This window comes from Hafnia paralvei (assembly GCF_020150375.1).
In the GTDB taxonomy this organism is placed as follows: Bacteria; Pseudomonadota; Gammaproteobacteria; order Enterobacterales; family Enterobacteriaceae; genus Hafnia; species Hafnia paralvei.
The window spans coordinates 54,173-80,789 of sequence record NZ_CP083737.1; the positions used below are offsets into that span (position 1 = coordinate 54,173).

General features: G+C 44.8%; 27 protein-coding genes. 17 read left to right on the top strand and 10 right to left on the bottom strand.

Annotated features, from left to right (window positions below; all coding sequences use genetic code 11):
• The first annotated feature begins 154 nt into the window (after positions 1–154).
• From radC to mutM, 4 genes are all read left to right on the top strand, one after another.
• Positions 155–823, top strand: coding sequence for a RadC family protein (gene radC, locus K9N75_RS00265; RefSeq protein ID WP_371272902.1), 669 nt, complete (start codon positions 155–157; stop codon positions 821–823).
• A 238-nt stretch (positions 824–1,061) separates the two neighbouring features.
• Positions 1,062–1,298, top strand: coding sequence for a 50S ribosomal protein L28 (gene rpmB / locus K9N75_RS00270; RefSeq protein ID WP_008815765.1), 237 nt, complete (start codon positions 1,062–1,064; stop codon positions 1,296–1,298).
• Positions 1,299–1,309: 11 nt separating this feature from the next.
• Entirely contained in the window at positions 1,310–1,477 is a 168-nt protein-coding gene (gene rpmG / locus K9N75_RS00275; RefSeq protein ID WP_001051798.1) for a 50S ribosomal protein L33, read from the top strand.
• A 117-nt stretch (positions 1,478–1,594) separates the two neighbouring features.
• Positions 1,595–2,404, top strand: coding sequence for a bifunctional DNA-formamidopyrimidine glycosylase/DNA-(apurinic or apyrimidinic site) lyase (gene mutM / locus K9N75_RS00280; RefSeq protein ID WP_004094113.1), 810 nt, complete (start codon positions 1,595–1,597; stop codon positions 2,402–2,404).
• A gap of 3 nt (positions 2,405–2,407) precedes the next feature.
• Here mutM and coaD read toward each other — a convergent pair whose 3' ends face one another.
• Positions 2,408–2,887: a pantetheine-phosphate adenylyltransferase gene (gene coaD, locus K9N75_RS00285; protein ID WP_008815766.1), complete on the bottom strand. Its 480-nt coding sequence runs from the start codon at positions 2,885–2,887 to the stop codon at positions 2,408–2,410.
• Positions 2,888–2,898: 11 nt separating this feature from the next.
• On the bottom strand, positions 2,899–4,176 hold the full coding sequence (gene waaA, locus K9N75_RS00290) for a lipid IV(A) 3-deoxy-D-manno-octulosonic acid transferase (protein ID WP_008815767.1): 1,278 nt from the start codon (positions 4,174–4,176) through the stop codon (positions 2,899–2,901).
• Positions 4,177–4,612: 436 nt separating this feature from the next.
• Between waaA and rfaQ the strand changes: the two genes are divergently transcribed.
• The 7 genes from rfaQ to K9N75_RS00325 are packed head-to-tail and all read left to right on the top strand — an operon-like array spanning position 4,613 to position 11,321.
• Complete coding sequence (gene rfaQ, locus K9N75_RS00295) at positions 4,613–5,689, top strand: lipopolysaccharide core heptosyltransferase RfaQ (protein ID WP_224452110.1); 1,077 nt, start codon at positions 4,613–4,615, stop codon at positions 5,687–5,689.
• Positions 5,686–6,810 (top strand): glycosyltransferase family 4 protein, encoded by a 1,125-nt coding sequence (locus K9N75_RS00300; protein ID WP_224452111.1) that lies wholly within the window; start codon positions 5,686–5,688, stop codon positions 6,808–6,810. The genes rfaQ and K9N75_RS00300 overlap by 4 nt, the downstream gene beginning before the upstream one ends.
• Positions 6,803–7,600, top strand: coding sequence for a lipopolysaccharide core heptose(I) kinase RfaP (gene rfaP, locus K9N75_RS00305; RefSeq protein WP_224452112.1), 798 nt, complete (start codon positions 6,803–6,805; stop codon positions 7,598–7,600). Before K9N75_RS00300 ends, rfaP begins: the two co-directional genes overlap by 8 nt.
• Before the next feature lie 39 nt (positions 7,601–7,639).
• On the top strand, positions 7,640–8,647 hold the full coding sequence (gene waaO, locus K9N75_RS00310) for a lipopolysaccharide 3-alpha-galactosyltransferase (protein ID WP_224452113.1): 1,008 nt from the start codon (positions 7,640–7,642) through the stop codon (positions 8,645–8,647).
• Between the two features lie 28 nt (positions 8,648–8,675).
• On the top strand, positions 8,676–9,401 hold the full coding sequence (rfaY, locus tag K9N75_RS00315) for a lipopolysaccharide core heptose(II) kinase RfaY (protein ID WP_224452114.1): 726 nt from the start codon (positions 8,676–8,678) through the stop codon (positions 9,399–9,401).
• Between the two features lie 9 nt (positions 9,402–9,410).
• On the top strand, positions 9,411–10,190 hold the full coding sequence (waaZ, locus tag K9N75_RS00320) for a 3-deoxy-D-manno-oct-2-ulosonate III transferase WaaZ (protein ID WP_175320470.1): 780 nt from the start codon (positions 9,411–9,413) through the stop codon (positions 10,188–10,190).
• A gap of 45 nt (positions 10,191–10,235) precedes the next feature.
• Positions 10,236–11,321 carry a glycosyltransferase family 9 protein gene (locus tag K9N75_RS00325; RefSeq protein WP_020303928.1) on the top strand — a complete coding sequence of 362 codons (1,086 nt, stop codon included), beginning with the start codon at positions 10,236–10,238 and terminating at the stop codon, positions 11,319–11,321.
• A gap of 30 nt (positions 11,322–11,351) precedes the next feature.
• On the opposite strand, the gene rfaL is transcribed toward K9N75_RS00325, so the two are convergent.
• From rfaL to rfaD, 4 genes are read right to left on the bottom strand one after another with little or no spacing between them, the layout of a single operon-like run.
• Complete coding sequence (rfaL, locus tag K9N75_RS00330) at positions 11,352–12,578, bottom strand: O-antigen ligase RfaL (RefSeq protein ID WP_224452115.1); 1,227 nt, start codon at positions 12,576–12,578, stop codon at positions 11,352–11,354.
• Positions 12,579–12,603: 25 nt separating this feature from the next.
• Positions 12,604–13,566: a lipopolysaccharide heptosyltransferase RfaC gene (gene rfaC, locus K9N75_RS00335; RefSeq protein WP_004094134.1), complete on the bottom strand. Its 963-nt coding sequence runs from the start codon at positions 13,564–13,566 to the stop codon at positions 12,604–12,606.
• On the bottom strand, positions 13,566–14,615 hold the full coding sequence (gene rfaF, locus K9N75_RS00340) for an ADP-heptose--LPS heptosyltransferase RfaF (RefSeq protein ID WP_008815776.1): 1,050 nt from the start codon (positions 14,613–14,615) through the stop codon (positions 13,566–13,568). The genes rfaC and rfaF overlap by 1 nt, the downstream gene beginning before the upstream one ends.
• A gap of 34 nt (positions 14,616–14,649) precedes the next feature.
• Positions 14,650–15,579 (bottom strand): ADP-glyceromanno-heptose 6-epimerase, encoded by a 930-nt coding sequence (gene rfaD, locus K9N75_RS00345; RefSeq protein ID WP_004094139.1) that lies wholly within the window; start codon positions 15,577–15,579, stop codon positions 14,650–14,652.
• A 310-nt stretch (positions 15,580–15,889) separates the two neighbouring features.
• Here rfaD and kbl point away from each other — a divergent pair, with 310 nt between their 5' ends.
• Together kbl and tdh are read left to right on the top strand one after the other, a co-directional pair.
• The gene (gene kbl / locus K9N75_RS00350) at positions 15,890–17,086 is read left to right on the top strand and encodes a glycine C-acetyltransferase (protein WP_224452116.1); all 1,197 of its coding nucleotides are present in this window, start codon (positions 15,890–15,892) and stop codon (positions 17,084–17,086) included.
• A gap of 13 nt (positions 17,087–17,099) precedes the next feature.
• Positions 17,100–18,125 (top strand): L-threonine 3-dehydrogenase, encoded by a 1,026-nt coding sequence (tdh, locus tag K9N75_RS00355; protein WP_008815778.1) that lies wholly within the window; start codon positions 17,100–17,102, stop codon positions 18,123–18,125.
• Between the two features lie 72 nt (positions 18,126–18,197).
• Here the strand turns inward: tdh and K9N75_RS00360 are convergent, their stop codons facing one another.
• The 4 genes from K9N75_RS00360 to gpmM form a co-directional block, all read right to left on the bottom strand.
• The gene (locus K9N75_RS00360; RefSeq protein WP_511177122.1) at positions 18,198–19,820 is read right to left on the bottom strand and encodes a phosphoethanolamine transferase; all 1,623 of its coding nucleotides are present in this window, start codon (positions 19,818–19,820) and stop codon (positions 18,198–18,200) included.
• Between the two features lie 75 nt (positions 19,821–19,895).
• Positions 19,896–20,888, bottom strand: coding sequence for a divergent polysaccharide deacetylase family protein (locus tag K9N75_RS00365; protein ID WP_224452117.1), 993 nt, complete (start codon positions 20,886–20,888; stop codon positions 19,896–19,898).
• Positions 20,873–22,234 (bottom strand): murein hydrolase activator EnvC, encoded by a 1,362-nt coding sequence (gene envC / locus K9N75_RS00370; protein ID WP_008815781.1) that lies wholly within the window; start codon positions 22,232–22,234, stop codon positions 20,873–20,875. Before envC ends, K9N75_RS00365 begins: the two co-directional genes overlap by 16 nt.
• 9 nt (positions 22,235–22,243) lie before the next feature.
• Complete coding sequence (gpmM, locus tag K9N75_RS00375; protein ID WP_004094166.1) at positions 22,244–23,788, bottom strand: 2,3-bisphosphoglycerate-independent phosphoglycerate mutase; 1,545 nt, start codon at positions 23,786–23,788, stop codon at positions 22,244–22,246.
• A 385-nt stretch (positions 23,789–24,173) separates the two neighbouring features.
• Here gpmM and K9N75_RS00380 point away from each other — a divergent pair, with 385 nt between their 5' ends.
• The 4 genes from K9N75_RS00380 (at position 24,174) to gpsA (ending at position 26,426) form a co-directional block, all read left to right on the top strand.
• The gene (locus K9N75_RS00380; RefSeq protein ID WP_035503673.1) at positions 24,174–24,605 is read left to right on the top strand and encodes a rhodanese-like domain-containing protein; all 432 of its coding nucleotides are present in this window, start codon (positions 24,174–24,176) and stop codon (positions 24,603–24,605) included.
• Between the two features lie 17 nt (positions 24,606–24,622).
• Positions 24,623–24,871 carry a glutaredoxin 3 gene (gene grxC / locus K9N75_RS00385; RefSeq protein ID WP_008815783.1) on the top strand — a complete coding sequence of 83 codons (249 nt, stop codon included), beginning with the start codon at positions 24,623–24,625 and terminating at the stop codon, positions 24,869–24,871.
• Between the two features lie 62 nt (positions 24,872–24,933).
• On the top strand, positions 24,934–25,407 hold the full coding sequence (gene secB / locus K9N75_RS00390) for a protein-export chaperone SecB (RefSeq protein WP_008815784.1): 474 nt from the start codon (positions 24,934–24,936) through the stop codon (positions 25,405–25,407).
• On the top strand, positions 25,407–26,426 hold the full coding sequence (gpsA, locus tag K9N75_RS00395) for an NAD(P)H-dependent glycerol-3-phosphate dehydrogenase (RefSeq protein ID WP_008815785.1): 1,020 nt from the start codon (positions 25,407–25,409) through the stop codon (positions 26,424–26,426). The genes secB and gpsA overlap by 1 nt, the downstream gene beginning before the upstream one ends.
• The last annotated feature ends 191 nt before the right edge of the window (positions 26,427–26,617 follow it).

Consider the following 26,617-nt stretch of genomic DNA (forward strand, 5'->3'; position numbering starts at 1 on the left):
AGCGGAGAAGATGACATGTGTTGCAGTCGTTGCGATCGTTTTTTGCGCACTGTTTCGCAGCAATGAGAACGTGTACTCGACGCTATTTTTGAATTTGCGAAGATGAGGCAAGGCGAGTTACAGGAATTTTTTGTTGATGGATGAAGTCGTAGAAATGCCTTATTGGCCCTCAGCGTTGGCACCGAGAGAGAAATTATTATCGTTAGGGAAAGAATCACTATCGGATCAGGAGTTGCTGGCGATATTTTTACGTACAGGCATTAAAGGAACCAATGTGATGGCGCTTTCATCACAACTTATACGAGAGTTTGGTTCAATTTATGCGTTGATGCAGGCCGATTATGACATTTTTTGTACAAAACCCGGTTTGGGAATATCGAGATATGCCCAGCTTCAGGCCGTGATGGAGTTGTCGAAACGCTTTTTACATCGACAGCTAACTGAACAAAGTGTAATCACTCGGCCAGAGTTAACGGCGCTATATTTGCAAAATGTGTTCTCTGGATACGAACGCGAGGCCTTCTTTGTATTATTTTTGGACAACCAGCATCGCGTAATTCGCTCTGAGGAGATGTTTTCGGGTACTATAAACTGTGTGGATGTATATCCACGTGAAATTGTGCGTGGCGCGCTAAAAGTTAATGCCGTAGCGTTAATCCTCGCACATAATCATCCGTCCGGAATAGCAGAGCCTAGTGCAGCCGATCGTGTGCTCACGGAAAGGGTGGTGAAAGCTTGCGCGTTATTGGACATCCGTGTGCTTGATCATATGGTGATCGGTCATGGCCAAAGCGTGTCTTTTGCCGAAAGAGGGTGGCTTTAGTCATTTTTTTCACGATCCTTTTGGGATCTTTGCTGTTCGGGTCTTGAGCACTTACGCTTCAGAGCGTATACTACGCCACCTTTGAGAATCTTGGTTGTAGCGTTAAGAGCCTATCTCAGCAGGTTTCGACCTGACTCAGAGTCTCCTCGGTGAAGTTTGCTGAGATGGGCTCTAAAGCCTGACGAGGCGGCTACTTCCTATACGAAGCTCGAGCTGATTTGATTTTTGGAGAATAGACATGTCCCGAGTCTGCCAAGTTACTGGCAAGCGTCCGGTGGCCGGTAATAACCGTTCCCACGCGATGAACGCAACCAAACGCCGTTTTCTGCCTAACCTGCATTCACACCGCTTTTGGGTTGAAGGCGAGAAGCGCTTTGTAACTCTGCGTGTATCTGCTAAAGGTATGCGTGTTATTGATAAAAAGGGTATCGAAACGGTCTTGGCCGAAATTCGCGCCCGCGGTGAGAAGTATTAAGGAACTGAATCATGGCTAAAGGTATTCGCGAGAAGATCAAGCTGGTTTCGTCTGCTGGTACTGGTCACTTCTACACCACTACCAAGAACAAACGTACCAAACCAGAAAAACTTGAACTGAAAAAGTTTGATCCGGTTGTACGTCAGCATGTGATCTACAAAGAAGCTAAAATTAAATAATTTTAGTGGATTTAAGAAAACCCAGCTTCGGCTGGGTTTTTTTTATTCTAAAACACCCCCACATGGTGATAGTCGCCATTGTAAGATGGCAAACTGTCTTTAACGCTGGGGAATGAAATGCCAGAACTACCAGAAGTCGAAACTAGCCGTCGAGGGATTGAGCCCTATTTAGTCGGTAATTCAATTGAACATCTTGTGGTGCGCCAACCTAAGCTTCGTTGGCCGGTTTCTGATGAGTTACTTCGATTAAGTGATAAGCCTGTGCTTAGCGTGCAGCGTCGTGCTAAGTATTTGCTGATTGAACTAGCCGATGGATGGATTATTGTTCATCTCGGTATGTCTGGTAGCGTACGTATCCTGCCCGCAGATGAGCCTCCCCAAAAGCATGACCACGTCGATATGATTCTATCGAGCGGTATGATGCTGCGCTATACCGACCCACGCCGTTTTGGCGCATGGCTTTGGTGCAAGGATTTAGATTCATCCAATGTCCTTGCCCATCTCGGCCCTGAGCCGCTCAGCGATGAGTTTAACGGTGATTACCTGTTCCGTAAGTCGCGTAGTAAGAAAACCGCCGTGAAGGCGTGGCTAATGGATAATAAAGTGGTTGTCGGCGTAGGGAACATCTACGCCAGTGAATCATTATTTACTGCGCGTATCAGCCCCGATAGACCCGCCGGTGATTTGACTCAAGCAGATGCCGAAGTATTAGTCGCGACGATCAAGGCGGTGTTGCTGCGTTCTATTGAGCAGGGTGGTACAACGCTAAAAGACTTTTTGCAGTCAGATGGAAAACCTGGGTATTTTGCGCAGGAACTACAAGTTTATGGCCGCGCTGGAGAAGCCTGCAGGGTATGTGGCGAGAAAATATTGAGTGGAAAACATGGGCAGCGTACGACGTTCTTTTGCCCTCGCTGCCAGAAATAACCGTTATGCGAGTTTTTCACCTAATGCCTGAGCAATCTGCTCGGGCACAAATGGCGCGATATCTCCGCCATGACGAGCGACTTCTTTGACAAGCGATGATGAGATAAATGACCATTCTTTTGATGGCATCAAAAAGACGCTTTCAAGCGTAGGCATCAAGTGGCGGTTCATGTTTGCGAGCTGCATCTCATATTCGAAATCAGATACTGCTCTTAAACCACGTACCAGAATATGGGCATTCTGGTGCTGAGCGAAATGTGCCATCAGCTCACTAAAACCTAAGACTTCAACGTTAGGAAGATGAGCCGTTACTTGTGTTGCTAAGGCCACTCGCTCTTCCAGAGTAAACATAGGCTTTTTGCTCGGGCTGGCTGCGATCGCTAAGATAACATGATCAAACATGCTGGCTGCACGAGTGACTAAATCCAGGTGGCCATTGGTCATGGGATCGAAAGTGCCGGGGTAGATGGCGCGCTTTTCCATGGTTTTGCTTCTCAGTGTGTCTTTACGGGAAGATAGGGTTCAAGCAAGTGTAACAGCTTCTGCAATGCGCCTTGGTTTTGATAAAGCACCTCAACGGCGTGGCGACCATAGTAATTACGATAATCTTCATCGGTGAGCAGCGTAGTTACTTCTTTTACTAAAGACGCGGCATCTGTCACGGTAATTAAACCATCGGCTTGTTCTAGTCTTGCACATATATCTTTAAAGTTGATGGTGTGCGGCCCCATTAGCACGGGAATAGCATGCGCAGCAGGTTCCAGAGGATTATGACCACCGCGTTCCACAAGGCTTCCGCCAACAAAAGCGAGATCGGCGATCCCGTAAAGTAACATCAATTCGCCCATAGTATCCCCGATCACGACCTGTGTTTTTGTCGACGGAATTTCACCTGATGAGCGCGTTATATAGGATAGGCCGGCCTGTTGGGTGAGTTCTATCGCATCGTTAAAACGTTCAGGATGGCGAGGAACCAGAATGAGTAATAGCTCTGGGAAATGCTTTAAAAGCTGTTTATGAGCCTCAATTAAAATATCTTCCTCGCCTTCATGCGTGCTAGTTGCGATCCATACCTGGCGATGCGGTGCCCACTGGCGGCGTAGTGTGACTGCTTTGGCGGCCAGTTGTGGGGTCACTGAGATATCAAACTTTAAGCTTCCCGTAACCGCTAACTGCGAGGGTTTCAAACCTAAAGAGATAAAACGCTCACCGTCTTCCTGATTCTGAGCGGCGATTAAGGTAATACGGCGCAGGATGTCGCGTATAAAACCGCCCAGTTTGGCATAGCCTTTGGCTGAACGTGCTGATAAACGTGCATTAGCAATAACCAGCGGGATTTGGCGCTTGTTGAGTGCTGTAATAAGGTTCGGCCATAGCTCGGTTTCCATAATCAAAACGAGTTTAGGATTGACGCGATCCAGAAAACGATTGATGGAGCCGGGTAGGTCGTAGGGCAGGTAAACATGCTGCACATCTTTACCAAACGCCGACTGTACACGCTCTGAGCCTGTAGGGGTCATGGTTGTGACCGTGATCGGCAGAGTTGGGTAACGATGACGCAATGCTCGAACTAAAGGGATCGCGGCGAGTGTTTCTCCGACCGAGACCGAATGCAACATGATCCCGCCTGAGAGCATTTTGTTTGAGCAGAAGCCATAGCGCTCCGCCCAACGTTTTCTATAGGCTGGAGCCTTACGACCACGCATCCATAATCTGATCCAAATGAGTGGCTGGATTAGGTAAAGCAGTATGGTGTAAAGCGTTTGAAGCATAAGAGGTTTGCATGGTAGGGAAACTTGGTTGGGATTCTAAGTATTTAAGTAGGGCAAAGCCATCATTTTTGGACTGCAACTACCTGAAAAACTGATAAATCCACTTCAACTCATTGTTAATAATGTGGTTTTTTAGAACGTTATATTATTAATTGAGAGTTTCAACGCAATCGATAAAATTTCAGAGGAGTCTGTTTTTTTTTACGATTTAAATTGCACCTATCTTTATGATTTTATGAGGTAATTTAAATCACATCTGAAATAATGGATTCGGCTACTACGGTAACTAGTGGTATAATAGAAAATTATAAACGCAGAATATTTTATCAGTGAATTGGTTGCTGTAGAGCCAAGGGCGGTAGCATGTCTGATCGAGTAGCCCTAAACCCAAAATTGCGCATACAGTGTCTTATAACCGGATAGGTAAGAGCGGCAAGTGGATAAACAATATAAAAGAATACTAGTCATCAAACTCAGGTTTCACGGCGATATGCTGTTGACGACACCAGTCATTAGCACCCTGAAGCAAAACTATCCAGATGCCCAGATTGATGTCTTATTATATGAAGACACTATGCCAATTCTTTCAGAGAACCCTGAAATTAACGCGCTTTACGGAATCAAAAACAGAAAAACGCCAACGATTGAGAAACTAAAAAACGCTTTTACTACGATTGGTTTATTAAGAAATAATCACTATGATTTAGTCATTAATCTTACTGATCAATGGCCTGTGGCCTTTTTGGTTCGATGCTTACAGACAAAAAATAAAATTTCCCTCCAGTTCCAACATCGTCGTTCTGTTTTATGGACAAGCTGTTTTCGCGAGTCTGTTCCTCCGCAGGGGTCACATATTGTTGAGTATAATCTTTCCACGCTCGCTCCCCTCGGTTTGAAAAAAGTGGTGACCGAAACCACGATGGGCTATCAACCAGAGCATTGGAATAATATCCAAAATAAACTTTCTGAGCTTGGTGTCGATAGCCATCGGTATGTGGTCATTCAACCAACCGCACGTCAGGTGTTTAAATGTTGGGATGAAGAGAAATTTTCTGCGGTGATTGATTCATTAGAGGCACGCGGGTATCGAGTTGTGCTGACTTCTGGGCCTAGCGCTGGAGATATAACTTGCGTTAATAAAATTAAAAATCACTGCCAGAATAAACCCGTCACTGAATTTGCGGGCAAAACTTCGTTTCCTGAGCTCGCGGCTTTGATCGATCATGCGGCATTATTCATCGGTGTTGATTCTGCGCCGATGCATATTTCTGCAGCGCTAAAAACGCCGATCATTTGCTTATTTGGTGCAACCGATCATCGATTTTGGCGGCCATGGAGCGATAACTTTATTATGTTTTGGGCTGGCGATTATCAGCCTATGCCTAAACGTGAAGATCTCGATCGTCACCATAAATACTTATCGTGTATTCCAGCAAGTGACGTCATTGAGGCTACAGAAAAACTACTGAAAAGTAGCTCCAATGAATCCATGTCTAGGAATGGCTCATTATGAATATTGCGTTCTGTTTATATAAATATTTTCCCTATGGCGGATTGCAGCGTGATTTTTTACGTATTGCTTTGGCCTGTCAGGCACGTGGGCATCATATCCGTGTTTATGCGATGTCATGGGAAGGGGAACGGCCTGAGCAGTTTGAGTATATACAGGTACCAACCAGCGCACACACGAATCATGGGCGTAATAAAGAATACAGTGACTGGGTAAGCCAAGAGCTTCAGCGTAATCCTGCTGATGTCATCGTGGGCTTCAATAAGATGCCTGGCCTAGATTATTACTATGCAGCTGACGTGTGCTATGCAGAAAAAGTAGAGCAGGAAAAAGGCTTTTTATATCGCCTTACGTCGCGTTACAAACATTATGCAGAGTTTGAGCGTGCGGTATTTTCCAATGATAGTCGCGCTGAATTGTTGATGTTAACGGGTAAACAAATCGCTGATTTTAAAAAACACTATCAGACGAAACCTGAGCGTTTTCACATTGTGCCCCCTGGGATTTCTTTAGATAGAAAATACGATTATCGGCCAGCTAATGCTCGCGAAGATTTTCGGCAGAGAAATCATACAGAGCAAGATGAGCTTTTGATTTTGCAAGTTGGGTCTGATTTCAAACGTAAAGGGGTTGATAGAACGTTACGTGCCGTTTCAGCCTTGCCAGCGGAAATTAAAGCAAAGACCAAGCTTATCGTTGTTGGACAAGATAAGCCGAAACGCTATCAGGCGTTGGCAGAGAAACTGAGTATCGCATCTCAGGTGGCATTCTATTCTGGCCGCGATGATATTCCCGAGCTAATGGCTGCGGCAGATATACTCATGCATCCAGCGTATCAGGAGTCGGCAGGCATTGTTTTAATTGAAGCGATTGCGGCTGGGCTCCCAGTAATAACCACAGAAACCTGTGGTTATGCGCATCATGTTGCAAGCGCTGAATGCGGAGTCGTTATTTCTGAACCGTTTGAACAAAATGCTTTAAATGGAGCCTTAGCTCGTGGATTAGGCAATAAGCAACTTAGAGCAACATGGTCTGAACACGCTAAAAAATATGCAGATAGTGAAGATCTGTACAGTCTGCCAGAAAGGGCTGCCGATCTCATTTTAGGTGGCAAAAATGATTGAGTTAAAAGAGCCCTTAACCACCTTGTGGAAAGGGAAAGATCCTTTTGTTGAAGTCGAAAAGCTTCAGGGGGAGGTATTTCGGGCTTTAGAGACTCGTCGTACATTGCGTTTCTCTCTAGCAGATAAATCATATTTTATTAAGATCCACTATGGCACAACTCTAAAAGAAGTCTTAAAAAATTTAATCTCCTTCCGCATTCCCGTATTAGGTGCCGATCGTGAATGGAAAGCGATTCACCGTTTATACCAGTTAGATGTTGATACCATGACTGGGGTTGGGTTTGGTCAAACAGGGAGCAATCCACTGACGCGCAAATCTTTCATCATTACTGAGGATTTGGCTCCAACAATCAGTTTGGAAGACTATTGTGCCGATTGGGCACTAAACCCGCCTGATTTCGGTATCAAGCGTATGTTGATAAAACGACTTGCGACGATGGTTAGAAAAATGCATCGTGGTGGCGTGAATCATCGGGATTGCTATATTTGCCACTTCTTACTTCATTTGCCGTTCAACGGTGAAGAGAGCCAGCTAAAGCTGTCGGTTATCGATTTACATCGTTCTCAGATCCGTTCACACGTTCCAAAACGCTGGAGAGATAAGGATCTGATTGGACTGTATTTTTCATCTTCTAATATTGGTCTAAGCAAAAAAGATATTCTTTATTTTCTTAAAATCTATTTTGATGCGCCTTTACGTACAATCTTGGTACAAGAGAAAGCGTTGTTAGAAAAGGCGATAGTTAAATCTGAGAGAATAAAAGAACGAACCATACGAAAGTCGCTATGATCAACACTTTTAGTGTATTGATAGGATAGGTGAGAAACTATGTTTTTCAATGAAGAACAGTACATAAAAGAAGTCATAACGTACTCGGGAAACAATGGGTGTGATAACAGTCATAGCCTAAATATTGCATATGGAACAGATAAGAATTTTCTATTCGGTTGTGCAGTATCAATCACGTCTATACTAATAGAAAATAAAGATTTAGATTTTAGTTTTCATGTTTTTACGGACTCATTTACTGAGGACGATCGGACGAAATTTAAAGCCTTATCAGAACAATATAAAACGAACATCTCAATTTACTTAGTCAATGCAGCGAATCTCAAGTCATTGCCTGAGAACAAACTTTGGACATATGCCATCTATTTCAGATTTATTATTGCGGATTACTTTAGCGATAAACTAGAACGCATTGTCTATGTTGATTCTGATGTCGTGTGTAATGGCTCAATACGTGATCTTAGCACTCTTTCTCTGGACGGGGTCGTTGCTGCAGGGGTGACTGAGCGTGACGAGAGTTGGTGGCGCCAGCGTGCTGAAACATTAGGGGTGCGTCAGATTGCTAATGGGTACTTCAACACAGGCGTATTAGTGATTAACGTACCTGAATGGAAAAGGCTGGATGTCAGCACGTTAGCAATGAAATCACTCAACGATCAGAATATTAGAAGTAAGCTAACCTATTATGATCAGGATGTTCTCAATATGGTTTTGGCTGGCCGTGTATTGTTTTTAGATAAGATATATAACACACAGTTCAGCTTAAATTATGAGCTTAAAAAGAACTGTGAAAATCCAATAACGGAAAGCACAGTATTTATCCATTACATTGGCCCGACAAAGCCTTGGCACGAGTGGGCTCAATATCCCAGTGCAACCCCTTTTTATCAAGCTAAGAAACGCTCCCCGTGGGATACCGTGCCGCTGATGAAGCCGAAGAGTAGCAGTCAATTTCGCTATTGCGCAAAACATAAGTTTAACCAGCGTAAATCCTTTGAGGGCACCTACTTTTACTTTATGTATTTCATAAAGAAAATGCTTGGATAAAGAACAATATTAACATTCGGATTTTTTCATGATAGTTAGTAAAAACATTAAAAATTTCAAAGTCTACATTAAAGACAACAATGAAATTTATGAAAATATTTTCAGAGATTTTCTAAATAATAATCTTGATGTCATCAAAGTATTCCGCAGTATTGAAGATACAAAGGTATCACTGATTAATACCCCTCACGGTAAATTTGTATTTAAAGTCTTTGCGCCAAAAGAAAAAAAGGCTGAGCGCTTTTTTAAATCTTTTGTGAAGGGCGACTATTATCTTAATCTATTACTTCAAACGGATAGAGTAAGAAATGAGGGGGTGACATTCCCTAATGATTTTTATCTGCTAGCAGAGAAGAAAATATTTAATTATGCTAGCGTATTTATCATGTTAATTGAGTTTGTCGATGGCGTTGAGCTTTCTGATGTTCAGGATTTTGATGAGAATATCCGTACTGAAATTCAGTCTAAGATGATCGAACTGCATCAGCATAATATGGTCTCAGGCGATCCTCACAAAGGGAATTTTATCTTATCTCAAGATGGCGTTAGAATTATTGACCTGTCTGGGAAAGCATGCAATGCAAAGCGAAAAGCAAAAGACAGAATTGATATGGAAAGGCATCTTAATATCCGCAATACGGTTAATGATTTTGCCTATTTCTCTGTTGTTTATAGAAATAATTTACGCCAAAAAATAAAAGCTATAAAAGTCAAGGTGAAAATGTTTCTGGGTTTAAAAAAACGTAAAGTCTGAGTTAACCCTATGAGTGATTTCAAATATATTACAAGACAGGATGTAGACTCTCTTATTAATGAGAGGAAACATGATAGTGCTGTTATTTTTCTTTCAGGGCCGACCTCGGTTAATACACCAATTTCATTGTTAAAAGAATCAGATGTTATTTCGGTGAATGGATCAGCTCGTTATTTGATTGAGAATGATATTAAACCATTTATTTATGTTTTAACAGATGACCGATTCTTAATCCAAAAAAATGATGACTTCAAGTTTTTCGTTAAGAACAGCCAATATACTATAGTCAATTGTGATGTATTTGAAAAAGCTAGCTTGGAAGATAAGCGATTTTTACAAGAAAATTGCTTCATCATGAAGATGCTTTATAAAAGAGAGAAAGGCGGTTTCTTAAAAAAGATACGATTTAAAATATTGTCAATGAGAAATAAAAATATTTTAATTGACGTACCAGTATCTAAAAGAAGAAGATTGGTTGGATTCAGCTTAGACATTAGCGATGGATATTGCTCTTGTCATACCGTGGCCTATGCAGCCATCCAGATTGCCTATAGTTTGCGTTACACTAAGATCATTTGTTCTGGCTTGGACTTGGTTGATTCGTGTTCTCGCTTTTATGATAAGAATGGTGAGCCGTCTATGCCGTCAGAGCTTAGCAGAGATCTAGGTAAAATTATCCCATTCTTTATTTTTATGAAAGATAACGTTAAAGATATCAACATATATAATTTATCAAACAATACGGCCATTGATTACAAAATTATACCGTATTTAGACGTAAATAATTAATCAGCTTTAGCTTTTTTATCAAGAAATTTTATCGGAGTATCATCAGTGAAATTAGGTTCCTTTCACAGAAGAAAGAAAGCTTTTATTAAAGACTTTAAAATCTTCATGATGATGGTTTTATTTTTTCGTTTTAAAAAACGTAATTTTGAAACGAGTGAAATAAAAAATATATTAATCATGAGAGATAATAATAAGCTTGGAGATATGATCATTTTCACTCCACTTTTTCGTGAGTGTCATCGGTTAGGGCTTGAGGTTTCAGTTGTTACAGGTGCAGTATGTGCTGAATTAATAAAAGAAAATAAAAATATTAAGCACATCTTCGTATGTAAAGAGAAATTCTTTAATATGTTTTCTCTAGCTCTTAAGTTGAGAAAGAAGAAGTATGATTTAGTTATAGATCCTCTCAACGAAGTACATAGCTATCGTAGCATTATGATGATGCAGGTTATCAATCCCAAGCACATATTAGGTTTTAATAAAGCGGGTAAGTATAAGACATATGATATCAGTCTGCCTGAGGATCTATCATTAAATCGCCATACTTCTGAAAGGACTAAATCAATACTGAGGTTGCTAAAGCCGAATATTGATCTCGATGAGGTGGATATGTCATATGACTTACCTATTCCAAAAGATGCCGATGCGATTGTGAGGCAGTATCTAGAGCGCTTTAGTGGAAGAACAACGGTGTTGCTAAATCCATTTGGTGCTCTCAAAACCCGAAAGTTTAGCACTGCGAAAATTAATGCAATTGTAGATATCATTAAGCAGAAAATCGAAAACCCTGTAATCATAATCTCGGGTCTTGAATCTGAGATTAAGCATATAGAGATAGATGGTGTTGAAAAAACGCCTTTTACTCGTTATATACACGCCACATCTTTGGTAAAGCAAGTCGATTACATAGTTTCCGTTGATACATCTATAGTGCATGCGGCAACAGCCTTTAATAAGCCAATCGTTGCTTTTTATCCGATGTCGAAGACTCAGATAAACTCACAGCCCTCGACATGGGGGCCGAATAGTGAGTATGCAATCCAAATATTGTCAGATACACGTAATGTTGAAGACATTCCGGATGATAAAATTAAGTGCGCTATAGAGAACATGCTCTCAATGCGGAATTAAAAAATGGCCCTACAGGGCCATTTTTTTATATTAATTCTCTACGTAGTATTTTTTTGCGTGTAAGGCGAGAAGAATGCCGATGATAACGGCAATATTCTCAATTCTTACCGTTTCGAAAGCGCCTCTAACGATAAAGTCCCCAATCAATATAAGTGTCAGGATGAGAAACGCATCTTGTGCTGGACCGTTATTTTCACGGTATCCTTTTATGCTCGAAACGAGTGCTGATACTAATAAGTAATAAAGTGCCGCGACTCCGATAACGCCGCCAGCAAACCAAATAGAGAGCGTTAGGTTATGTGGCCCAATAGACTCTTTAAAGCGCCAGTCAGGATAGCTTGGGGAGCGCTTGTTGTAGACGTGATGGTAAAGATCGTTACCAAATCCATAACCTTTTATCGGGTTTTCAAGGATGAGATCAAGCGCTGCACCTTGTGTACCGTTTTCGTAGCGACCACTGCTGTCGGTTTGCTGTAGCTTATGGAATAGGGTTTTCACCTGCTGTGGATCTTTTTGGTGGACAGTAAATAGCCCTACACCAATAACCAGAGCTGCAAGTAAAGGTAGCTTCCATTCGCGTTTTGCTATGGCCCAGATGAGCGCTGGAACGAGTGATGAAAGCCAAGTTCCTCGTTGCAGAGTGCCCAGCATCAGAATGGCGAAGATAGCTGCTAGCACGAAGAAGATCGTTTTATATTTTGCCCCTGGAATTGTCCATAGGGTGAGTATTGCGGGGAATATAAAAATTAATGTATCTGAGATTCGACGATGTTCGAAACTCGTGAATGGAATGATCCCTACTTTATACTCTTCAATATACTGATGCAGCTCTGTGCCTGTCAAAATGACTAGCGTTGTAGCAAGAGCGAGCACCAGCATATGCGCTATTTTTTTGTTATCTTCTCGGTGGAGAACCATTGCGATCATAATGGAGACTAAAAATAGCTTTTCGAAAATACTATTAGACGCACGTTTTAAGCTTAGCGATGGCTCAACGGATATTGTTATGGCATATATCATCGCTACAGTAAAAATAGCTAATGACAGAAAAAGATTGTTCTTCAGAATGCTAAATATTTTTTTGCGTTGTTGGATAATATAAACCAGCCCCGTGATATATATGGCGGCACTGATCATATGTTTGTATCGGCTTATGCCATCAAAAAAATATGTAGTGATAAACAAAAATACAATTGTTCTATTCCAAATAGACTGCCAATCGAGATCGCGTCTCTGGAGTGGTAGCGCTAAACTCATATGTGCTCCAACAACAAAATTGTTCTTATAAATTTTTAGCCAAAGAGCTAAATACGGTACTAGCTGCTAGATTAGCCAGCGATTTGTCCTGCGAACAACACGCCACCTGATTTTCACCATACCCACCAATAAGCCCAGGATCGGTTGGGCCGTATAGCGTTATATTTGGTCGATCAAGCGCGGCGGCTAAATGGCTCAAACCTGTATCTACCGATACCACTGCTTTTGCCCCCGCGAGTACCTCAGCCACCTGTTCAAGCGATAGCCGTGGTAAAACTTCCACATGTCCAAAACCTTCTGCGAGACGCAGGGCTCGTTGGTGCTCGTGTTCTGCTCCCCAAGGAAGTTTGATCTTGATGCCTGTAGGCTCGACTAAAGCAATCAGCTCACGCCAGTGCTCTTCTGGCCAGTGTTTATCGTCACGTGTGGTTGCGTGTAAGAAAACCAGATAACTGCCATGATCTGCTGGCAGATGCTCAAGAAAACGTTGGGCAATAGCGTAATTCCCTCTGCTTTGTGGTTTTGTATAACCTAGACTGACGGCAAACAGCTCGCGGGTTCGTTCAACCGCGTGCATTTTTTTGCTGATATTGTAGCGATGATTAAAAAACCAGCTAGCAAAAGGTTCTCTGGCACTTTGGCAATCTTGTCCGTGACGCGGGCCTTTCGCGATACGTGTAATTAGCGCTGCGCTTTTAATCAGGCCTTGAGCGTCAATAACGGCATCGTAGGTACGGCGTTGAACTTCTCTTTTGAAATCACAGCGCTCTTGGCGGGTTGCGGCACCAAACCAGTTTTTCCTCCAACGGCGAATCGCGACAGGAATGACGCGATCAACGGCTGGATGCCAGCTTGGTATTTGTGCAAATCCTTCTTCGACCACCCAATCAAATTTGATATCTGGAATGGCATGCATGGCATCTGTCAGTGCTGGTAGCGTGTGAAGAACATCGCCCATTGATGAGGTTTTGACGATCAAGACATGCATTACAGCTGGGTATCCTTTGGCAATAACTCGTTCAATGCTTGCATAACAGCATCAGGCTGAATATCGATTAGGCTCTGGTGATATCCTTGATTTGCATCACCTTTGCGAATTTTTAGGTAGCCGGTAATCAAGCGGATCACTTTGGCTTTATCAGATAGCGGCGGTGTGAAGTCTGGGCTGCTTGGACCATAAAGCGCAACCAGTGGTTTGTTAAGCGCAGCCGCGACGTGCATTAGACCAGAATCATTGGTAACGATAGCTTGGCACGCTGCGATTAAGATAACTGCCTGATCTAAATTAGTTTGCCCTGCAACATTCAAGCAGTATTCACGAGCGTCTTCTGTTAGAGCGTGGCAAATTTCTTCACCGGCCTCATGATCTTTGGCTGAGCCAAAGAGCGCGATCTGATATCCCTGGTCGATAAGCTTTTGAGCCAACGCGGCATAGTGGTAATGCGGCCAACGTTTGGCTGGGCCAAACTCGGCTCCAGGACAAAATCCAATGATTGGGCGATGGTCTGTCAGATTAAATGCCGCAGCGGTTTCAGCAATCTCTTCGTCGGCTACGCTGAGCGCAGGCCACAACAGAGGCTGAGGCAAATCTTTGGCTGATTTTATCTGCTGTGATGGGTAGGCTAACGCAACGTAGCGCTCAACCATCAGCGGGAATGCGGCTTTGTCTAGCTGACGTACATCGGTCAGCAATCCATAGCGCATTTCGCCTTTCCATCCCGTTCTGACGGGAATGCGGGCAAAGAAGGGAACCAGAGCCGACTTAAATGAATTTGGCAGCACATAGGCGCGATCATAATTGCTATCGCGTAGGCTTTTCCCCAAACGATAGCGCTCGCCCAGAGCTAAAGCTCCGTGTCCTAGAGGCATGGCAATGGCTTCATTAACTTCAGGCATACGCGCTAATAATGGACGGCACCAGTTGGGTGCCATCACGTCGATTTTAGCGTCAGGATGCTCGGCCTTCAGGGTTCGATATAAGCTCTGCGACATCATCATGTCGCCTACCCATGAAGGTCCGATAACCAGTATTTTCATACCGTGCTTCATTCCTTACTGTTAAGTCGCGTATTTAGGCTTTTTTATTCAGCCATGCAAGATATTCACTCACGCCTTCTGCGACGGTTTTGAATGGCTTATCGTAGCCAGCAGCGCGCAGTTTAGTCGTGTCGGCTTTGGTGAAGCCCTGATAGCGACCTTTCAGTTTATCTGGGAAAGGAATGTAGCTAATGCTGCCTTTCTGATGATATGCAACGACGGCATCGGCAACGGCTTGGAAGGATTCGGCACGGCCAGTACCGCAGTTGAAGATACCGGAGATACCTTTCTGCCAGAACCATAGGTTGACATCGGCAACGTCGCCTACGTAGATGAAGTCACGTTTAAAACCATCGCTGCCTTCAAATAGTTTTGGATCTTCGCCGTTGTTGATTTGATTATTCAGGTGGAAAGCAACGCTTGCCATGCTGCCTTTATGGCCTTCGCGTGGGCCATAAACGTTGAAGTAACGGAAGCCACAAATTTGTGATTCTGCCTGCGGAAGAATCTGACGTACATACTGATCAAACAGGAATTTAGAGTAACCATAGACGTTTAACGGGCCTTCAAATTCACGTTCTTCAGTGAATTGCTCGGTTAAACCGTAGGTGGCTGCGGAAGAGGCATACAGGAATGGAATTTGGCGTTCCAGACAGAAATGTAAAAGCTCTTTAGAGTACTGATAGTTGTTATCCATCATGTACTTGCCATCCCATTCTGTTGTGGATGAGCATGCGCCTTCATGGAAAACCGCATCGATATCGCCGAAATCATCGCCAGCGACAACGCTTGCGATAAAATCTTCTTTATCCATGTAGTCGGTGATTTCCAAATCGACCAGATTAACGAATTTGGTGCCATCTTTAAGGTTATCAACCACGAGAATATCGCTATAGCCGATATTATTCAGTGCCTTAACGATGTTGCTGCCAATCATTCCAGCGCCGCCGGTTACAATAATCATGAGATTTACCTTTAAATAAACGGAACAGTGGCGCACAACGCCCCACGTTATATAACGTCATAATAGCATTTCATGCCTAAGCATTCAGCGTATAGGGTATGAATCTGAATCAAAAACCTCAGTATTAAGACTAATACTCTCATGCTGGGCGTATGACGACTAAATTGATATCTGAAACCAATTATTTCCCGGTATCTTACAGCAGCGTGATATATGCTGCATTTTTCACATTCTGTGAGTTACAAACTCGTTTCATTTGCAACAAAACAGTAATATGTTTCACGAACTAGCCCATCCAGGAGATAACACCATGTCTGCGGATTTTTACCAGCAGCTGACTCAGCAATTAGAAACGACCCGTGCCGAAGGTCTGTACAAAAATGAACGTATTATCACTTCAGCTCAGCAGGCTGATATTGCGGTAGCCGATGGTCGTCATGTCATCAATTTCTGTGCAAACAATTACTTAGGCTTGGCAAATCACCCTGCACTTATTGAAGCTGCGAAAAAAGGCATGGATTCCCATGGGTTTGGCATGGCATCGGTGCGCTTTATTTGTGGAACTCAAGACAGCCATAAACAGCTAGAACAGCGTTTAGCTGAGTTTCTTGGTATGGAAGACTCGATTTTATATTCTTCTTGTTTCGATGCTAACGGTGGTTTATTCGAAACGCTGTTGGGCCCAGAAGATGCGATTATTTCGGATGCGCTAAATCATGCGTCTATTATTGATGGTGTCCGCTTATGCAAAGCTAAACGTTATCGTTATGCCAATAATGATATGACCGAACTGCGGGCGCAGTTGGAGATGGCTAAGGCTGATGGAGCACGTCATATCCTGATCGCTACCGATGGTGTGTTCTCCATGGATGGCGTTATCGCGGACTTGAAGTCAGTGTGTGATTTAGCTGATGAATACGGCGCGTTGGTTATGGTTGATGATTCCCATGCCGTCGGCTTTGTAGGTGAAAATGGTTGTGGCACTCATGAATATTGCGAAGTAATGGGTCGCGTTGACATTATCACTGGGACTTTAGGTAAAGCTCTCGGTGGCGCGTCTGGTGGCTATACTGCCGGCCGTAAAGAGGTTATTGAATGGTTGCGCCAGCGTTCGCGCCCTTATCTGTTCTCAAACTCTTTGGCTCCAGCGATTGTAGCAGCCTCAATCAAGGTGCTTGAGTTACTGGCTGATGGTGATGAGCTGCGTAATCGCTTGTGGAGTAACGCTCGTTTATTCCGTGAAAAAATGAGCGCTGCTGGTTTCACTCTGGCTGGTGCGGATCACGCGATTATCCCAGTTATGCTGGGTGACGCAAAGTTGGCGCAAGAGTTTGCCAATGAGCTGTTAAAAGAAGGGATCTATGTGACTGGATTCTTCTTCCCTGTTGTTCCGAAAGGTCAGGCACGCATTCGTACCCAAATGTCTGCCGATCATACTCCAGAACAAATTGAGCGCGCTGTGGCTGCCTTTATTCGTATTGGCAAGCAACTGGGTGTGATTGCGTAAGGAATTCATCATCATGAAAGCATTGTCAAAACTGAAGGCCGAAGAAGGTATTTGGATGACCGACGTACCTAAGCCAGAGCTTGGGCACAACGACATCATGATTAAAATCCGTAAAACGGCGATTTGTGGCACGGATGTTCATATCTACAATTGGGATGAGTGGTCGCAAAAAACGATCCCAGTTCCCATGGTTGTTGGGCATGAATACGTCGGTGAAATTGTTGCCATTGGACAGGAAGTGAAAGGCTACAAGATCGGTGAACGAGTTTCTGGTGAAGGCCATATTACCTGTGGCCATTGCCGTAACTGTCGCGGTGGGCGAACGCATCTATGCCGTAACACCACGGGTGTAGGTGTTAACCGCACCGGCGCATTTGCCGAATACCTCGTTATTCCTGCATTTAACGCGTTCAAGATCCCAGACAATATTTCTGATGAGTTAGCGGCGATTTTTGACCCGTTTGGCAATGCGGTTCATACCGCGCTTTCTTTTGATTTGGTTGGCGAAGATGTGCTGGTTTCTGGCGCTGGCCCGATCGGTATTATGGCGGCGGCGGTCTGCAAACACGTTGGCGCGCGTAACGTCGTGATTACCGATGTGAATGAATACCGCTTGGAGCTGGCACGTAAAATGGGCGTTACCCGCGCGGTGAATGTCAGCAAAGAAAATTTGACTGATGTGATGAGTGAGCTTGGCATGACCGAAGGTTTCGACGTTGGTTTGGAAATGTCCGGTGCTCCACCGGCATTCCGCGCGATGCTGAGCACCATGAATCACGGTGGTAAAATTGCCATGCTGGGGATCCCTCCTTCCGATATGGCAATTGACTGGAATCAGGTGATTTTTAAGGGTTTGTTTATCAAAGGCATCTATGGTCGTGAGATGTTTGAAACGTGGTACAAGATGGCTGCATTGCTGCAATCAGGCTTGGATCTCAGCCCAATTATCACTCATCGTTTTGGGATTGATGATTTCCAAAAAGGCTTTGACGCCATGCGTTCGGGGCAGTCAGGTAAGGTTGTTTTAAGCTGGGATTAATTTCCGGCATGACAACGCCACTCTTGTGGGTAGCGACAATCAATAGAAAGCCCCTCAGTCGGGGCTTTTTTACTATCTGGACGACTCAGGCAGCGGCTCCTGCGCAGTTTTGCGCAGAGAGTGATAATCCAGTTTTTGGTAAAGGTTATCGAGCACGGTTGAATCATTTTTAAACTTGTTAACGACATCGTTAACGTTTGAAAATATTCCCCTGCTAGCATCGGTAATACCTAGCCAAGCTGCGATTGCGGCATCGTTATAACTGGTCGAATATACGGAATCTACCTGTCCAACCTCCTGCTGGTAACGTGGCTCTAATACTGGGCTATACCAGATAAACATAGGAACATGATAGGCCTCTTGGCTGGGAGTTATACCGCCGTGGAAGTAAGGGGCGCTTTGCTTAGGGTCTCTCTCTAAAGCGTGGTCTGAGAAATAGAATACGGAAGCGTTTTTCTGCTTTAATAAGCTAAATATTTCACCAAATAAGCTATCGGTATATCGAACGGAATTATCGTAGCAAGCATCTATATCGCCGTTTTTATCAAAAATCGCTTCATCCGACGGATATCTAGCACATGCTGGTTCATGGCTACCATAGAGATGCAGAATAATGAGTTTTTTATCGTGGCCCGGCTTAGCTAATGCTGTTTTTAGATGTGGTATCAGCTCTTTGTCATAGCCTTTGATATACAATTTATCTTTAGCATTCATGGCGATACCCGCCACAGAGGAGCCATAGTTGCCGAAGGCTGTCTGTGCACTTAACCAAGTGGTGTGAAAACCCGCCTGATTGGCTAGATTAATGACGTTGTCGGCATAATTCTTCAGATCATGGTTATGGATATTGTCTGCGCTAAGCGCCATCGGTACAGCAACCGATGTAAAAGGCACTCCGCTAATTGCTTGAGTAAACAGTTTTAAATAGGGTTTCTGTGATTCAAGTTGTGGGGTAGTCGGTTTTTTATAACCATAGATACTCATGTTTCTGGCTCGTTCTGATTCACCAATGATCAAAACATAGGTATCTATGCCGGTATCTTTTACGGTCAGAGTGTAATGAGGTGCGGCACCGCTAATATTCTTTAAAATCTGGCTTTCCTGCATTGCGGTAAGAAAATAGCTGATATTAAAGAATGGCATATAAGTTGTGAATCGGGCGGCGACTTTAAGCTCTGAGATCGCGCCTTCATTGACGGGACGCTTTTTAACGAATTTTAGCGAGGAAACTAACGCGATCAGGCAAATAATGAGAATAAGCGTCCCTGTTATTTTCTTGGACGGTATTTTTCCAGGAATGGGTCTGACTGCAAAGATAAAGAGAACGAGCAATGCCAAACACACAATCACAAACCACAGATACACGCCCAGCATGGCGATCATTTCACTTGGGTTGCTTTCTAACGTACTGACTGCAAAACCGTCATTAAATGGCGTTTTGAATGTAAACCACGAGTAGAGACTAAGGCTAATATCTGCAGAGCACAGAAATAAAAATGGTATGGCCAGTATCAAACGCAGTGGGGACGAACGGATGGCTTTTAAAAATAATAACGACAGCGTAAAAGTCACAATGCGGTAAGACATGTGAATATTTGGCGCCATGAGTATATTAATTATGCTGAAGATTATTACGCTAATAATTAGCAATAAATACTCTTTCCCAAAGAGTAAATAAGATTTCTTTATATTCATTTTGGTTTAGCAATTAATTCATAATCCGCAATCTCATAGTATGCCGGATTATGAATTAATTTGGTACTGACGCCGTTAGTGCCAGTATTGCCAGCGATCCTGTATAAATTTTATCGGCGCTGAATTTGCCAAGCTGGAACTAATCGCATCAAACATCGCGGTAGCATACACTTTTTCAGGTGCTTTTTTGGTTATGCACTGTTTCACGCCACGGAACGGATTACGCGGTTTTTGCTGCGTTGGCGCTGGGTTCTTGTCCGGAACAGAAGCGCCGTTTAACAGAGAACTTGGGCGAACTAATACGATATCTGCTGGTAGCGACGGCAGCATTTGTTGCAATACCCGCACCGTTGATGGATGTGGATGACCGATCGCTATGGCTGAGCCGTTTTTACGGGCGATTTGAATTGCGCGATTAAACTGCTGGCGAATGGATGCCTCATTCTGCGAATCATCTAGAAAGACTCTACGTTTAATCACTTTGATGCCGGTTCCCGCCGATGCGTTCGTGACTTGGCTATTGCCGATAGTCATGCTGTCGAGAAAATAGAGAAAGTGATACTGCTCAAGGGTGCGCATCACTTTCTGCATGCCCTGTAGATTCGAGGTCATCAAGCTGCCCATATGATTGTTCATCCCGACGGCATATGGCACAGAATTTACGGCCTGATGAATAATGCGCTGGATTTCAGCTTCGCTCATTGAGGGTTGTAATGTGTCTTTTTCTAATGGTTGCTTACTGATAGGTGCCATTGGCAGATGGATTAAAATTTCCCGCCCTTGCGCATGTGCTTTGGTGGCCATTTCACGCGCATGTGGCGCGGTGGGTAATACCGCCACCGAGATCGCTAAAGGCATTTGCAGAATTTTGTTTTCTTCTTGCGGTCGATAGCCAAAGTCATCGATGACAATCGCCAGTTTTCCCGCGTAGGCAGAGGCCGCGCTACAGATGAAAATGAAAAGTGCGGAGGTGACAGCATTGAAAAATCGCAATGTGTTTTCCCTTGTTAATGCAGGAGCGGTAACTGCGGGGTGAATGGCGAATCGCGGGTCTAACGTCCAAGCCATGGTAGAGGGTTAACGGCTTGTCCTTGACGGCGAATTTCGAAATAAAGAGCAGGTTGGCCTTGGCCGCCGCTGTTACCAACCAATGCAATTGGCTGACCAGCGCGCACTTGAGCACCTACGTTAACCAGCGCGCTTTGGTTATAGCCATACAGGCTCATATCGCCTTTACCGTGCTCAACGACGACGACTAGGCCATAACCTTGTAGCCAATCGGCCAGCAGTACGCGACCATCTGCGATAGCTTTGACTTCGCTACCCTCGGATGCAGCAATAACCATCCCTTTCCAACGCAGCTCACCTTGCAGTGTTTCGCCGAAACTGTGAATAGTACGGCCGCGAACTGGCCACAGAGCCTGACCGTTGCCACGGCCTAAACCCCCGGTACGGGCGATTAACGAACGCTCACTTTCCGTTGGTTTGTATTTATAGGTGGTGCCTTTTTTCTTCGCCTGTTCTTCTTTAGCCTTCATTTGAGCCTGAAGTTTGGCGGCTTCACGAGCCTCTCGCTCGGCTCGAGCCTTAGCCTCACGTTCGGCTTTTGCAATCTGATCGCGCAGGCGAGACTCGTTCGCTTTCATTTCAGAGAGCTGTTGCTGGTCTTTCGCCAGAGCGCTTTCCAACGATGACAGTGTTTTTTGTCGCTGAATGCGGGCAGATTCAAGCTGTTGTTGAGCTTGCTGCTGAGTGATGAGAATCGCTTTTTGCTGGTTCTGCGCTGCTTCTAGCGCTTTCTTTTCACTGGCTAACTCTGTGCGAGTTTGGTTTAGCTTATCAATGTTCTTCTGGCGTGCTTCATTGAGATAGCCAAAGTAAGCCAAGATACGCTCACTGCGCTGGCTTTCTTCACCACTCAGCAATACTTGAATGCCGGTATGTTTCCCTAGGCGGAAAGCCATATCGAGTTGATGCTCAAGCAGTTGTAGATGCTTATTCTCTTGCGACTGAAGCTTTTTAATTGATGCGGTTAGTTTGGTGACATTGGCACTTAACGCCGCCAGTTCAGACTGTGTTTCTCGCAGGGATCGACTCGCCTGAGCGATGATTTTTTCTTGGGCTTTGAGTTGATCTTGCAGTGAACTGCGTTGTTGCTGCTGTTGTTTTACGGCTTTTTCTTTTTCAGCAATGTCTTGCTGAATAGATTTTAGCTGCTGTTTATTATCGTCAGCGGCAATCGCGGGGAACGAAGAAAACCATGCGCCAGCGTAAATGAAACTGGCACATAGTATTGGCAGCATGCGAAGCGCTGTGGGTAACGGTGACAAACACGTTTGCTTATCACCGATGTTTTTACCCGTTTTGAGCGCTAAGGCTACCTTTGATTCGTGAAATTGGTCTTTTCCCCTCATGGGGATCGATTATTCCACGATGAACAGCGGCTTACCAGTCATCTCTTTAGGCACTTCCATGTCCATCATCGTTAACATGGTTGCTGCGATGTCAGACAATTTACCGCCTTCAACGGCTTTAGCCGGTTTTCCAACATAGATAAGTGGTACTGGCAGGTTGGTATGAGCGGTATAAGCTGCACCAGTAACCTGATCGCGCATCAGCTCGGCGTTACCGTGGTCTGCGGTGATTAGCAACTGACCACCTACGTTTTGTACGGCTTCCACAACCTGACCGACGCAATGATCCAGTGTCTCAACGGCTTTAACGGCTGCATCATAAATACCCGTGTGGCCAACCATGTCACCGTTAGGGTAGTTACAGATGATCGCATCGTATTTACCGCTGTTGATTGCAGCGACCAGTTTTTCGGTCAACTCAGCAGAGCTCATCTCCGGCTGTAGGTCGTAGGTGGCAACTTTTGGTGAGTTGATCAGGATGCGGTCTTCGCCTTTAAACGGTTCTTCAACGCCACCGTTATAGAAGAACGTTACGTGAGCATATTTTTCAGTTTCGGAAATACGCAGCTGGGTTTTGTCATGCTTCATCAGCCATTCGCCGAAAGTGTTTTCCAGTGATGATGGTGGGTAAGCACATGCAGCTTTGATGTCAGCAGCGTACTCAGTCAGCATCACGAAGTTGCTGAAGTTAACTACTTTGTTGCGTTTGAAACCGTCAAAGTCGGCGTTAACAAAGGTGCGAGTGATTTGGCGAGCACGGTCAGCGCGGAAGTTCATGAAGATCAGCGCATCGCCGTCTTCCATGATGGCATCTGGTTCACCAGCGGCTTTAATCACGGTTGGTTTAACAAACTCGTCATTTTCATCGCGAGCGTAAGCGGCTTCAAGGCCAGCCACAGCGTTTTCAGCGGTGAATTCGCCTTTAGCTTCGGTCAACAGGTCGTAGGCTAACTGCACGCGATCCCAACGGTTATCGCGATCCATGGCATAGTAGCGGCCAATCAGAGAAGCAATACGGCCTTTACCCAATTCGGCAAATTTCTCGGTGAATCGTTTCAGTGTATTTTCAGCACTGCGCGGCGGAGTGTCACGTCCGTCTAGGAATGCATGCAGGTAGATTTTTTCTGCACCGCGCTTAGCGGCCAGTTCAACCATAGCGAGAATATGTTCTTCGTGACTGTGAACGCCGCCTGGAGACATCAAGCCCATGATGTGGACTGCTTTGCCCAGAGATACGGCTTTATCAACAGCGCCAACCAACACTTCGTTAGCGAAGAAATCGCCATCTTTGATTTCTTTATCCAGACGAGTCAGGTCTTGGTATACGATGCGGCCTGCGCCTAAGTTTACGTGACCCACTTCTGAGTTACCCATTTGACCGTCAGGTAGACCCACGTCTAAGCCGGAAGCAGAAATCAGGGTGTGCGGATACTCTTTCCACAAACGATCCATCACAGGACGTTTAGCGTTAAGAATCGCGTTATCTTGGGTTTCTTCGCGGTAACCGTAACCGTCTAGAATCACCAGTACCATAGGTTTTTTGGCGCTCGACATTGCAACAACCTCGTTTCTTTATAAGTTCAAAGTTTGAGTTCAAAATACGTTCAAGTGTGAATAGCCGTTCATGCTAAAACGGATCACTAGTACGCCCGCAGAGCGGTGCCTAAGCAAAGGCCGAATAACATACACGGCTATTTGCACTCAAAGTAGTGTAATTTTACTACAGTCTGTGGTGAATTGAGTGCAGAAAGATCAAATGATCGTTTCTGTTCCGCATTTTGGGCAGGTAAACCCTGTCTGAATAATGAAAAATTTCGGGTTATGCCGCAGATTCGTTTTTAGTAACAGGTCTTCTGGCTGTAATTGACGCACTGCGCAGGTATACTCTGACACTTTGATTTTATCCCTTAACTGACGGGAGTCGTTACACCCCATGCAAATGCAAGAGATTATGCAATTTGTGAGTGCCCATCCCATACTTAGCGTAGCGTGGATTGTTCTGTTTGTAGCAGTACTGGTCACCACCTTTAAAAGCCGTTTCTCCAAAGTAAAAGAAATTACTCGTGGTGAAGCAACTCTTCTCATTAACAAAGAAGATGCCGTAGTCGTTGATACTCGTTCTCGCGAAGATTTCCGCAAAGGGCATCTGGCAAACTCTCTGAATCTGACGCCTAGCGACCTGAAAAACGGTAGCTTTGGTGAACTGGATAAACATAAAACTCAGCCAGTCATCGTGGTTTGTGCCAACGGCATGAGCTCTCGTGAATCCGGTGAGCATTTAGTGAAAGCGGGCTTTGAACGCGTTTACACGTTGAAAGATGGTATCGCAGGCTGGAGCGGTGAGAACCTGCCTTTAGCACGCGGTAAATAAGCTACAAGGAATTCATCATGGCAAACATTGATATCTATACCAAAGCGACCTGTCCTTTCTGTCATCGTGCAAAAGCACTGTTGCAGTCAAAAGGTGCTCAGTTTCATGAAATTGCTATTGATAACGACCCGAAAAAGCGTGAAGAAATGATTGAGCGCAGCGGGCGTACAACCGTGCCACAAATTTTTATTAATGGGCAGCACATTGGTGGCTGTGACGATTTACACGCGCTGGATGCGAAGGGTGGCCTTGAGCCGCTTTTGTAATCAGTACGGTATTCGCCCCATAAATCCTATTTATGGATATTAACTTAAAAGGTATTAACACTATGTCAGAACAAAATAACTCAGAGATGTCTTTCCAGATCCAGCGTGTATACACCAAAGATATCTCTTTTGAAGCACCAAACGCACCAGCAGTATTCCAGAAAGAATGGCAGCCAGAAGTCAAACTGGATCTGGATACGGCATCAACTCAACTGGCTGACGGCGTGTTTGAAGTTGTGCTGCGCGTGACGGTAACTGCATCTCTGGGCGAAGAAACTGCATTCCTGTGTGAAGTTCAGCAGGCAGGTATTTTCACAATTTCTGGCATTGAAGGCACTCAGATGGCGCATTGCCTTGGTGCTTACTGCCCGAACATCCTGTTCCCGTATGCGCGTGAATGCATCACCAGCTTGGTTTCTCGTGGTACTTTCCCACAGTTGAACTTAGCTCCAGTTAACTTTGATGCACTGTTCATGAACTATCTGCAGCAAGCTGAAGGCGCAGAAGGTGCTGAGCAGCAGCCTCTGGATGCCTAATGAATAACCCAACGGCTTCAATGACCGTCATCGGTGCCGGCTCGTACGGCACCGCTCTGGCAATTACGCTGGCGCGCAATGGGCATCAGGTTGTGTTGTGGGGACACGATCCCAAGCATATCAATGCACTGGATGCTGCGCGCTGTAATCAGGCCTTCCTGCCTGATGTCCCTTTCCCTGATACGCTCAAGCTGGAAACCGATCTTGCGAAGGCAATGGCTGCAAGCCGTGATGTGCTGGTCGTTGTACCTAGCCATGTGTTTGGTGAGGTGCTGCGTCAACTGAAGCCTTATTTGCGTGCTGATTCACGTATCGTTTGGGCAACTAAGGGATTGGAAGCGGAAACAGGCCGTCTGTTGCAAGACGTCGCCCGTGAGGCTCTCGGTCCTGATATTCCTTTAGCGACGCTATCGGGCCCTACGTTTGCGAAAGAGTTGGCAGCGGGTCTTCCTACGGCAATCGCATTATCATCAACTGACGCACAGTTCACTGAAGATTTGCAGCAGCTATTACACTGTGGCAAAAGTTTCCGTGTTTACAGCAATCCCGATTTTATCGGTGTACAGCTGGGCGGCGCGGTGAAAAACGTGATTGCGATTGGGGCGGGAATGTCCGATGGCATTGGTTTTGGGGCAAATGCCAGAACAGCGCTGATCACCCGTGGTTTGACTGAGATGAGCCGTCTTGGCGTTGCGCTAGGTGCCGATCCAACCACCTTTATGGGGATGTCGGGATTAGGCGATTTGGTGCTGACTTGTACCGATAACCAGTCTCGTAACCGACGCTTCGGGATTATGTTGGGGCAAGGCATTGGCGTGCAGGAAGCTCAGGATAAGATTGGTCAAGTGGTGGAAGGTTATCGCAACACCAAAGAAGTGATGGCGTTAGCTCAGCGCTATGGTGTTGAAATGCCGATCACTGAGCAAATTTATCAGGTGCTCTACTGCCATAAAGATGCTCGAGAAGCTGCACTGACGCTGTTAGGTCGTGCACGCAAAGACGAAAAGACCAGCCGCTAGGTGCCAAATTCTTGGTATAACTGCTTGACCGCATGATAGTCGGTCTGGTTAATTGTTGTCTAAATTATATCCCCGTCATACTTGAAACTGCATGACAAAAAGTCTTAAGGCTTTTGTCATGCAACGCCAATTATGTTGGGTACAGCTGGCTCGAATATGATCGTGGCAGCAATTAAATAGCAGTAATTTAG

Excerpts from the sequence above, each read along its gene's own strand:
- K9N75_RS00365 (WP_224452117.1), bottom strand. The coding sequence starts at position 20,888 with ATGGCTTGGACGTTAGACCCGCGATTCGCCATTCACCCCGCAGTTACC.
- coaD (WP_008815766.1), bottom strand. The coding sequence starts at position 2,887 with ATGGAAAAGCGCGCCATCTACCCCGGCACTTTCGATCCCATGACCAAT.
- secB (WP_008815784.1), top strand. The coding sequence starts at position 24,934 with ATGTCAGAACAAAATAACTCAGAGATGTCTTTCCAGATCCAGCGTGTA.
- envC (WP_008815781.1), bottom strand. The coding sequence starts at position 22,234 with ATGAGGGGAAAAGACCAATTTCACGAATCAAAGGTAGCCTTAGCGCTC.
- rfaF (WP_008815776.1), bottom strand. The coding sequence starts at position 14,615 with ATGAAAATACTGGTTATCGGACCTTCATGGGTAGGCGACATGATGATG.
- waaZ (WP_175320470.1), top strand. The coding sequence starts at position 9,411 with ATGAGTGATTTCAAATATATTACAAGACAGGATGTAGACTCTCTTATT.
- rpmB (WP_008815765.1), top strand. The coding sequence starts at position 1,062 with ATGTCCCGAGTCTGCCAAGTTACTGGCAAGCGTCCGGTGGCCGGTAAT.
- rpmG (WP_001051798.1), top strand. The coding sequence starts at position 1,310 with ATGGCTAAAGGTATTCGCGAGAAGATCAAGCTGGTTTCGTCTGCTGGT.
- rfaL (WP_224452115.1), bottom strand. The coding sequence starts at position 12,578 with ATGAGTTTAGCGCTACCACTCCAGAGACGCGATCTCGATTGGCAGTCT.
- gpsA (WP_008815785.1), top strand. The coding sequence starts at position 25,407 with ATGAATAACCCAACGGCTTCAATGACCGTCATCGGTGCCGGCTCGTAC.
- rfaY (WP_224452114.1), top strand. The coding sequence starts at position 8,676 with ATGATAGTTAGTAAAAACATTAAAAATTTCAAAGTCTACATTAAAGAC.
- waaA (WP_008815767.1), bottom strand. The coding sequence starts at position 4,176 with ATGCTTCAAACGCTTTACACCATACTGCTTTACCTAATCCAGCCACTC.
- rfaP (WP_224452112.1), top strand. The coding sequence starts at position 6,803 with ATGATTGAGTTAAAAGAGCCCTTAACCACCTTGTGGAAAGGGAAAGAT.
- rfaD (WP_004094139.1), bottom strand. The coding sequence starts at position 15,579 with ATGATTATTGTAACCGGCGGCGCTGGAATGATTGGCAGCAACATCGTT.
- K9N75_RS00380 (WP_035503673.1), top strand. The coding sequence starts at position 24,174 with ATGCAAGAGATTATGCAATTTGTGAGTGCCCATCCCATACTTAGCGTA.
- waaO (WP_224452113.1), top strand. The coding sequence starts at position 7,640 with ATGTTTTTCAATGAAGAACAGTACATAAAAGAAGTCATAACGTACTCG.
- K9N75_RS00300 (WP_224452111.1), top strand. The coding sequence starts at position 5,686 with ATGAATATTGCGTTCTGTTTATATAAATATTTTCCCTATGGCGGATTG.
- gpmM (WP_004094166.1), bottom strand. The coding sequence starts at position 23,788 with ATGTCGAGCGCCAAAAAACCTATGGTACTGGTGATTCTAGACGGTTAC.
- grxC (WP_008815783.1), top strand. The coding sequence starts at position 24,623 with ATGGCAAACATTGATATCTATACCAAAGCGACCTGTCCTTTCTGTCAT.
- kbl (WP_224452116.1), top strand. The coding sequence starts at position 15,890 with ATGTCTGCGGATTTTTACCAGCAGCTGACTCAGCAATTAGAAACGACC.
- K9N75_RS00360 (WP_511177122.1), bottom strand. The coding sequence starts at position 19,820 with ATGAATATAAAGAAATCTTATTTACTCTTTGGGAAAGAGTATTTATTG.
- radC (WP_371272902.1), top strand. The coding sequence starts at position 155 with ATGCCTTATTGGCCCTCAGCGTTGGCACCGAGAGAGAAATTATTATCG.
- rfaC (WP_004094134.1), bottom strand. The coding sequence starts at position 13,566 with ATGCATGTCTTGATCGTCAAAACCTCATCAATGGGCGATGTTCTTCAC.
- tdh (WP_008815778.1), top strand. The coding sequence starts at position 17,100 with ATGAAAGCATTGTCAAAACTGAAGGCCGAAGAAGGTATTTGGATGACC.
- mutM (WP_004094113.1), top strand. The coding sequence starts at position 1,595 with ATGCCAGAACTACCAGAAGTCGAAACTAGCCGTCGAGGGATTGAGCCC.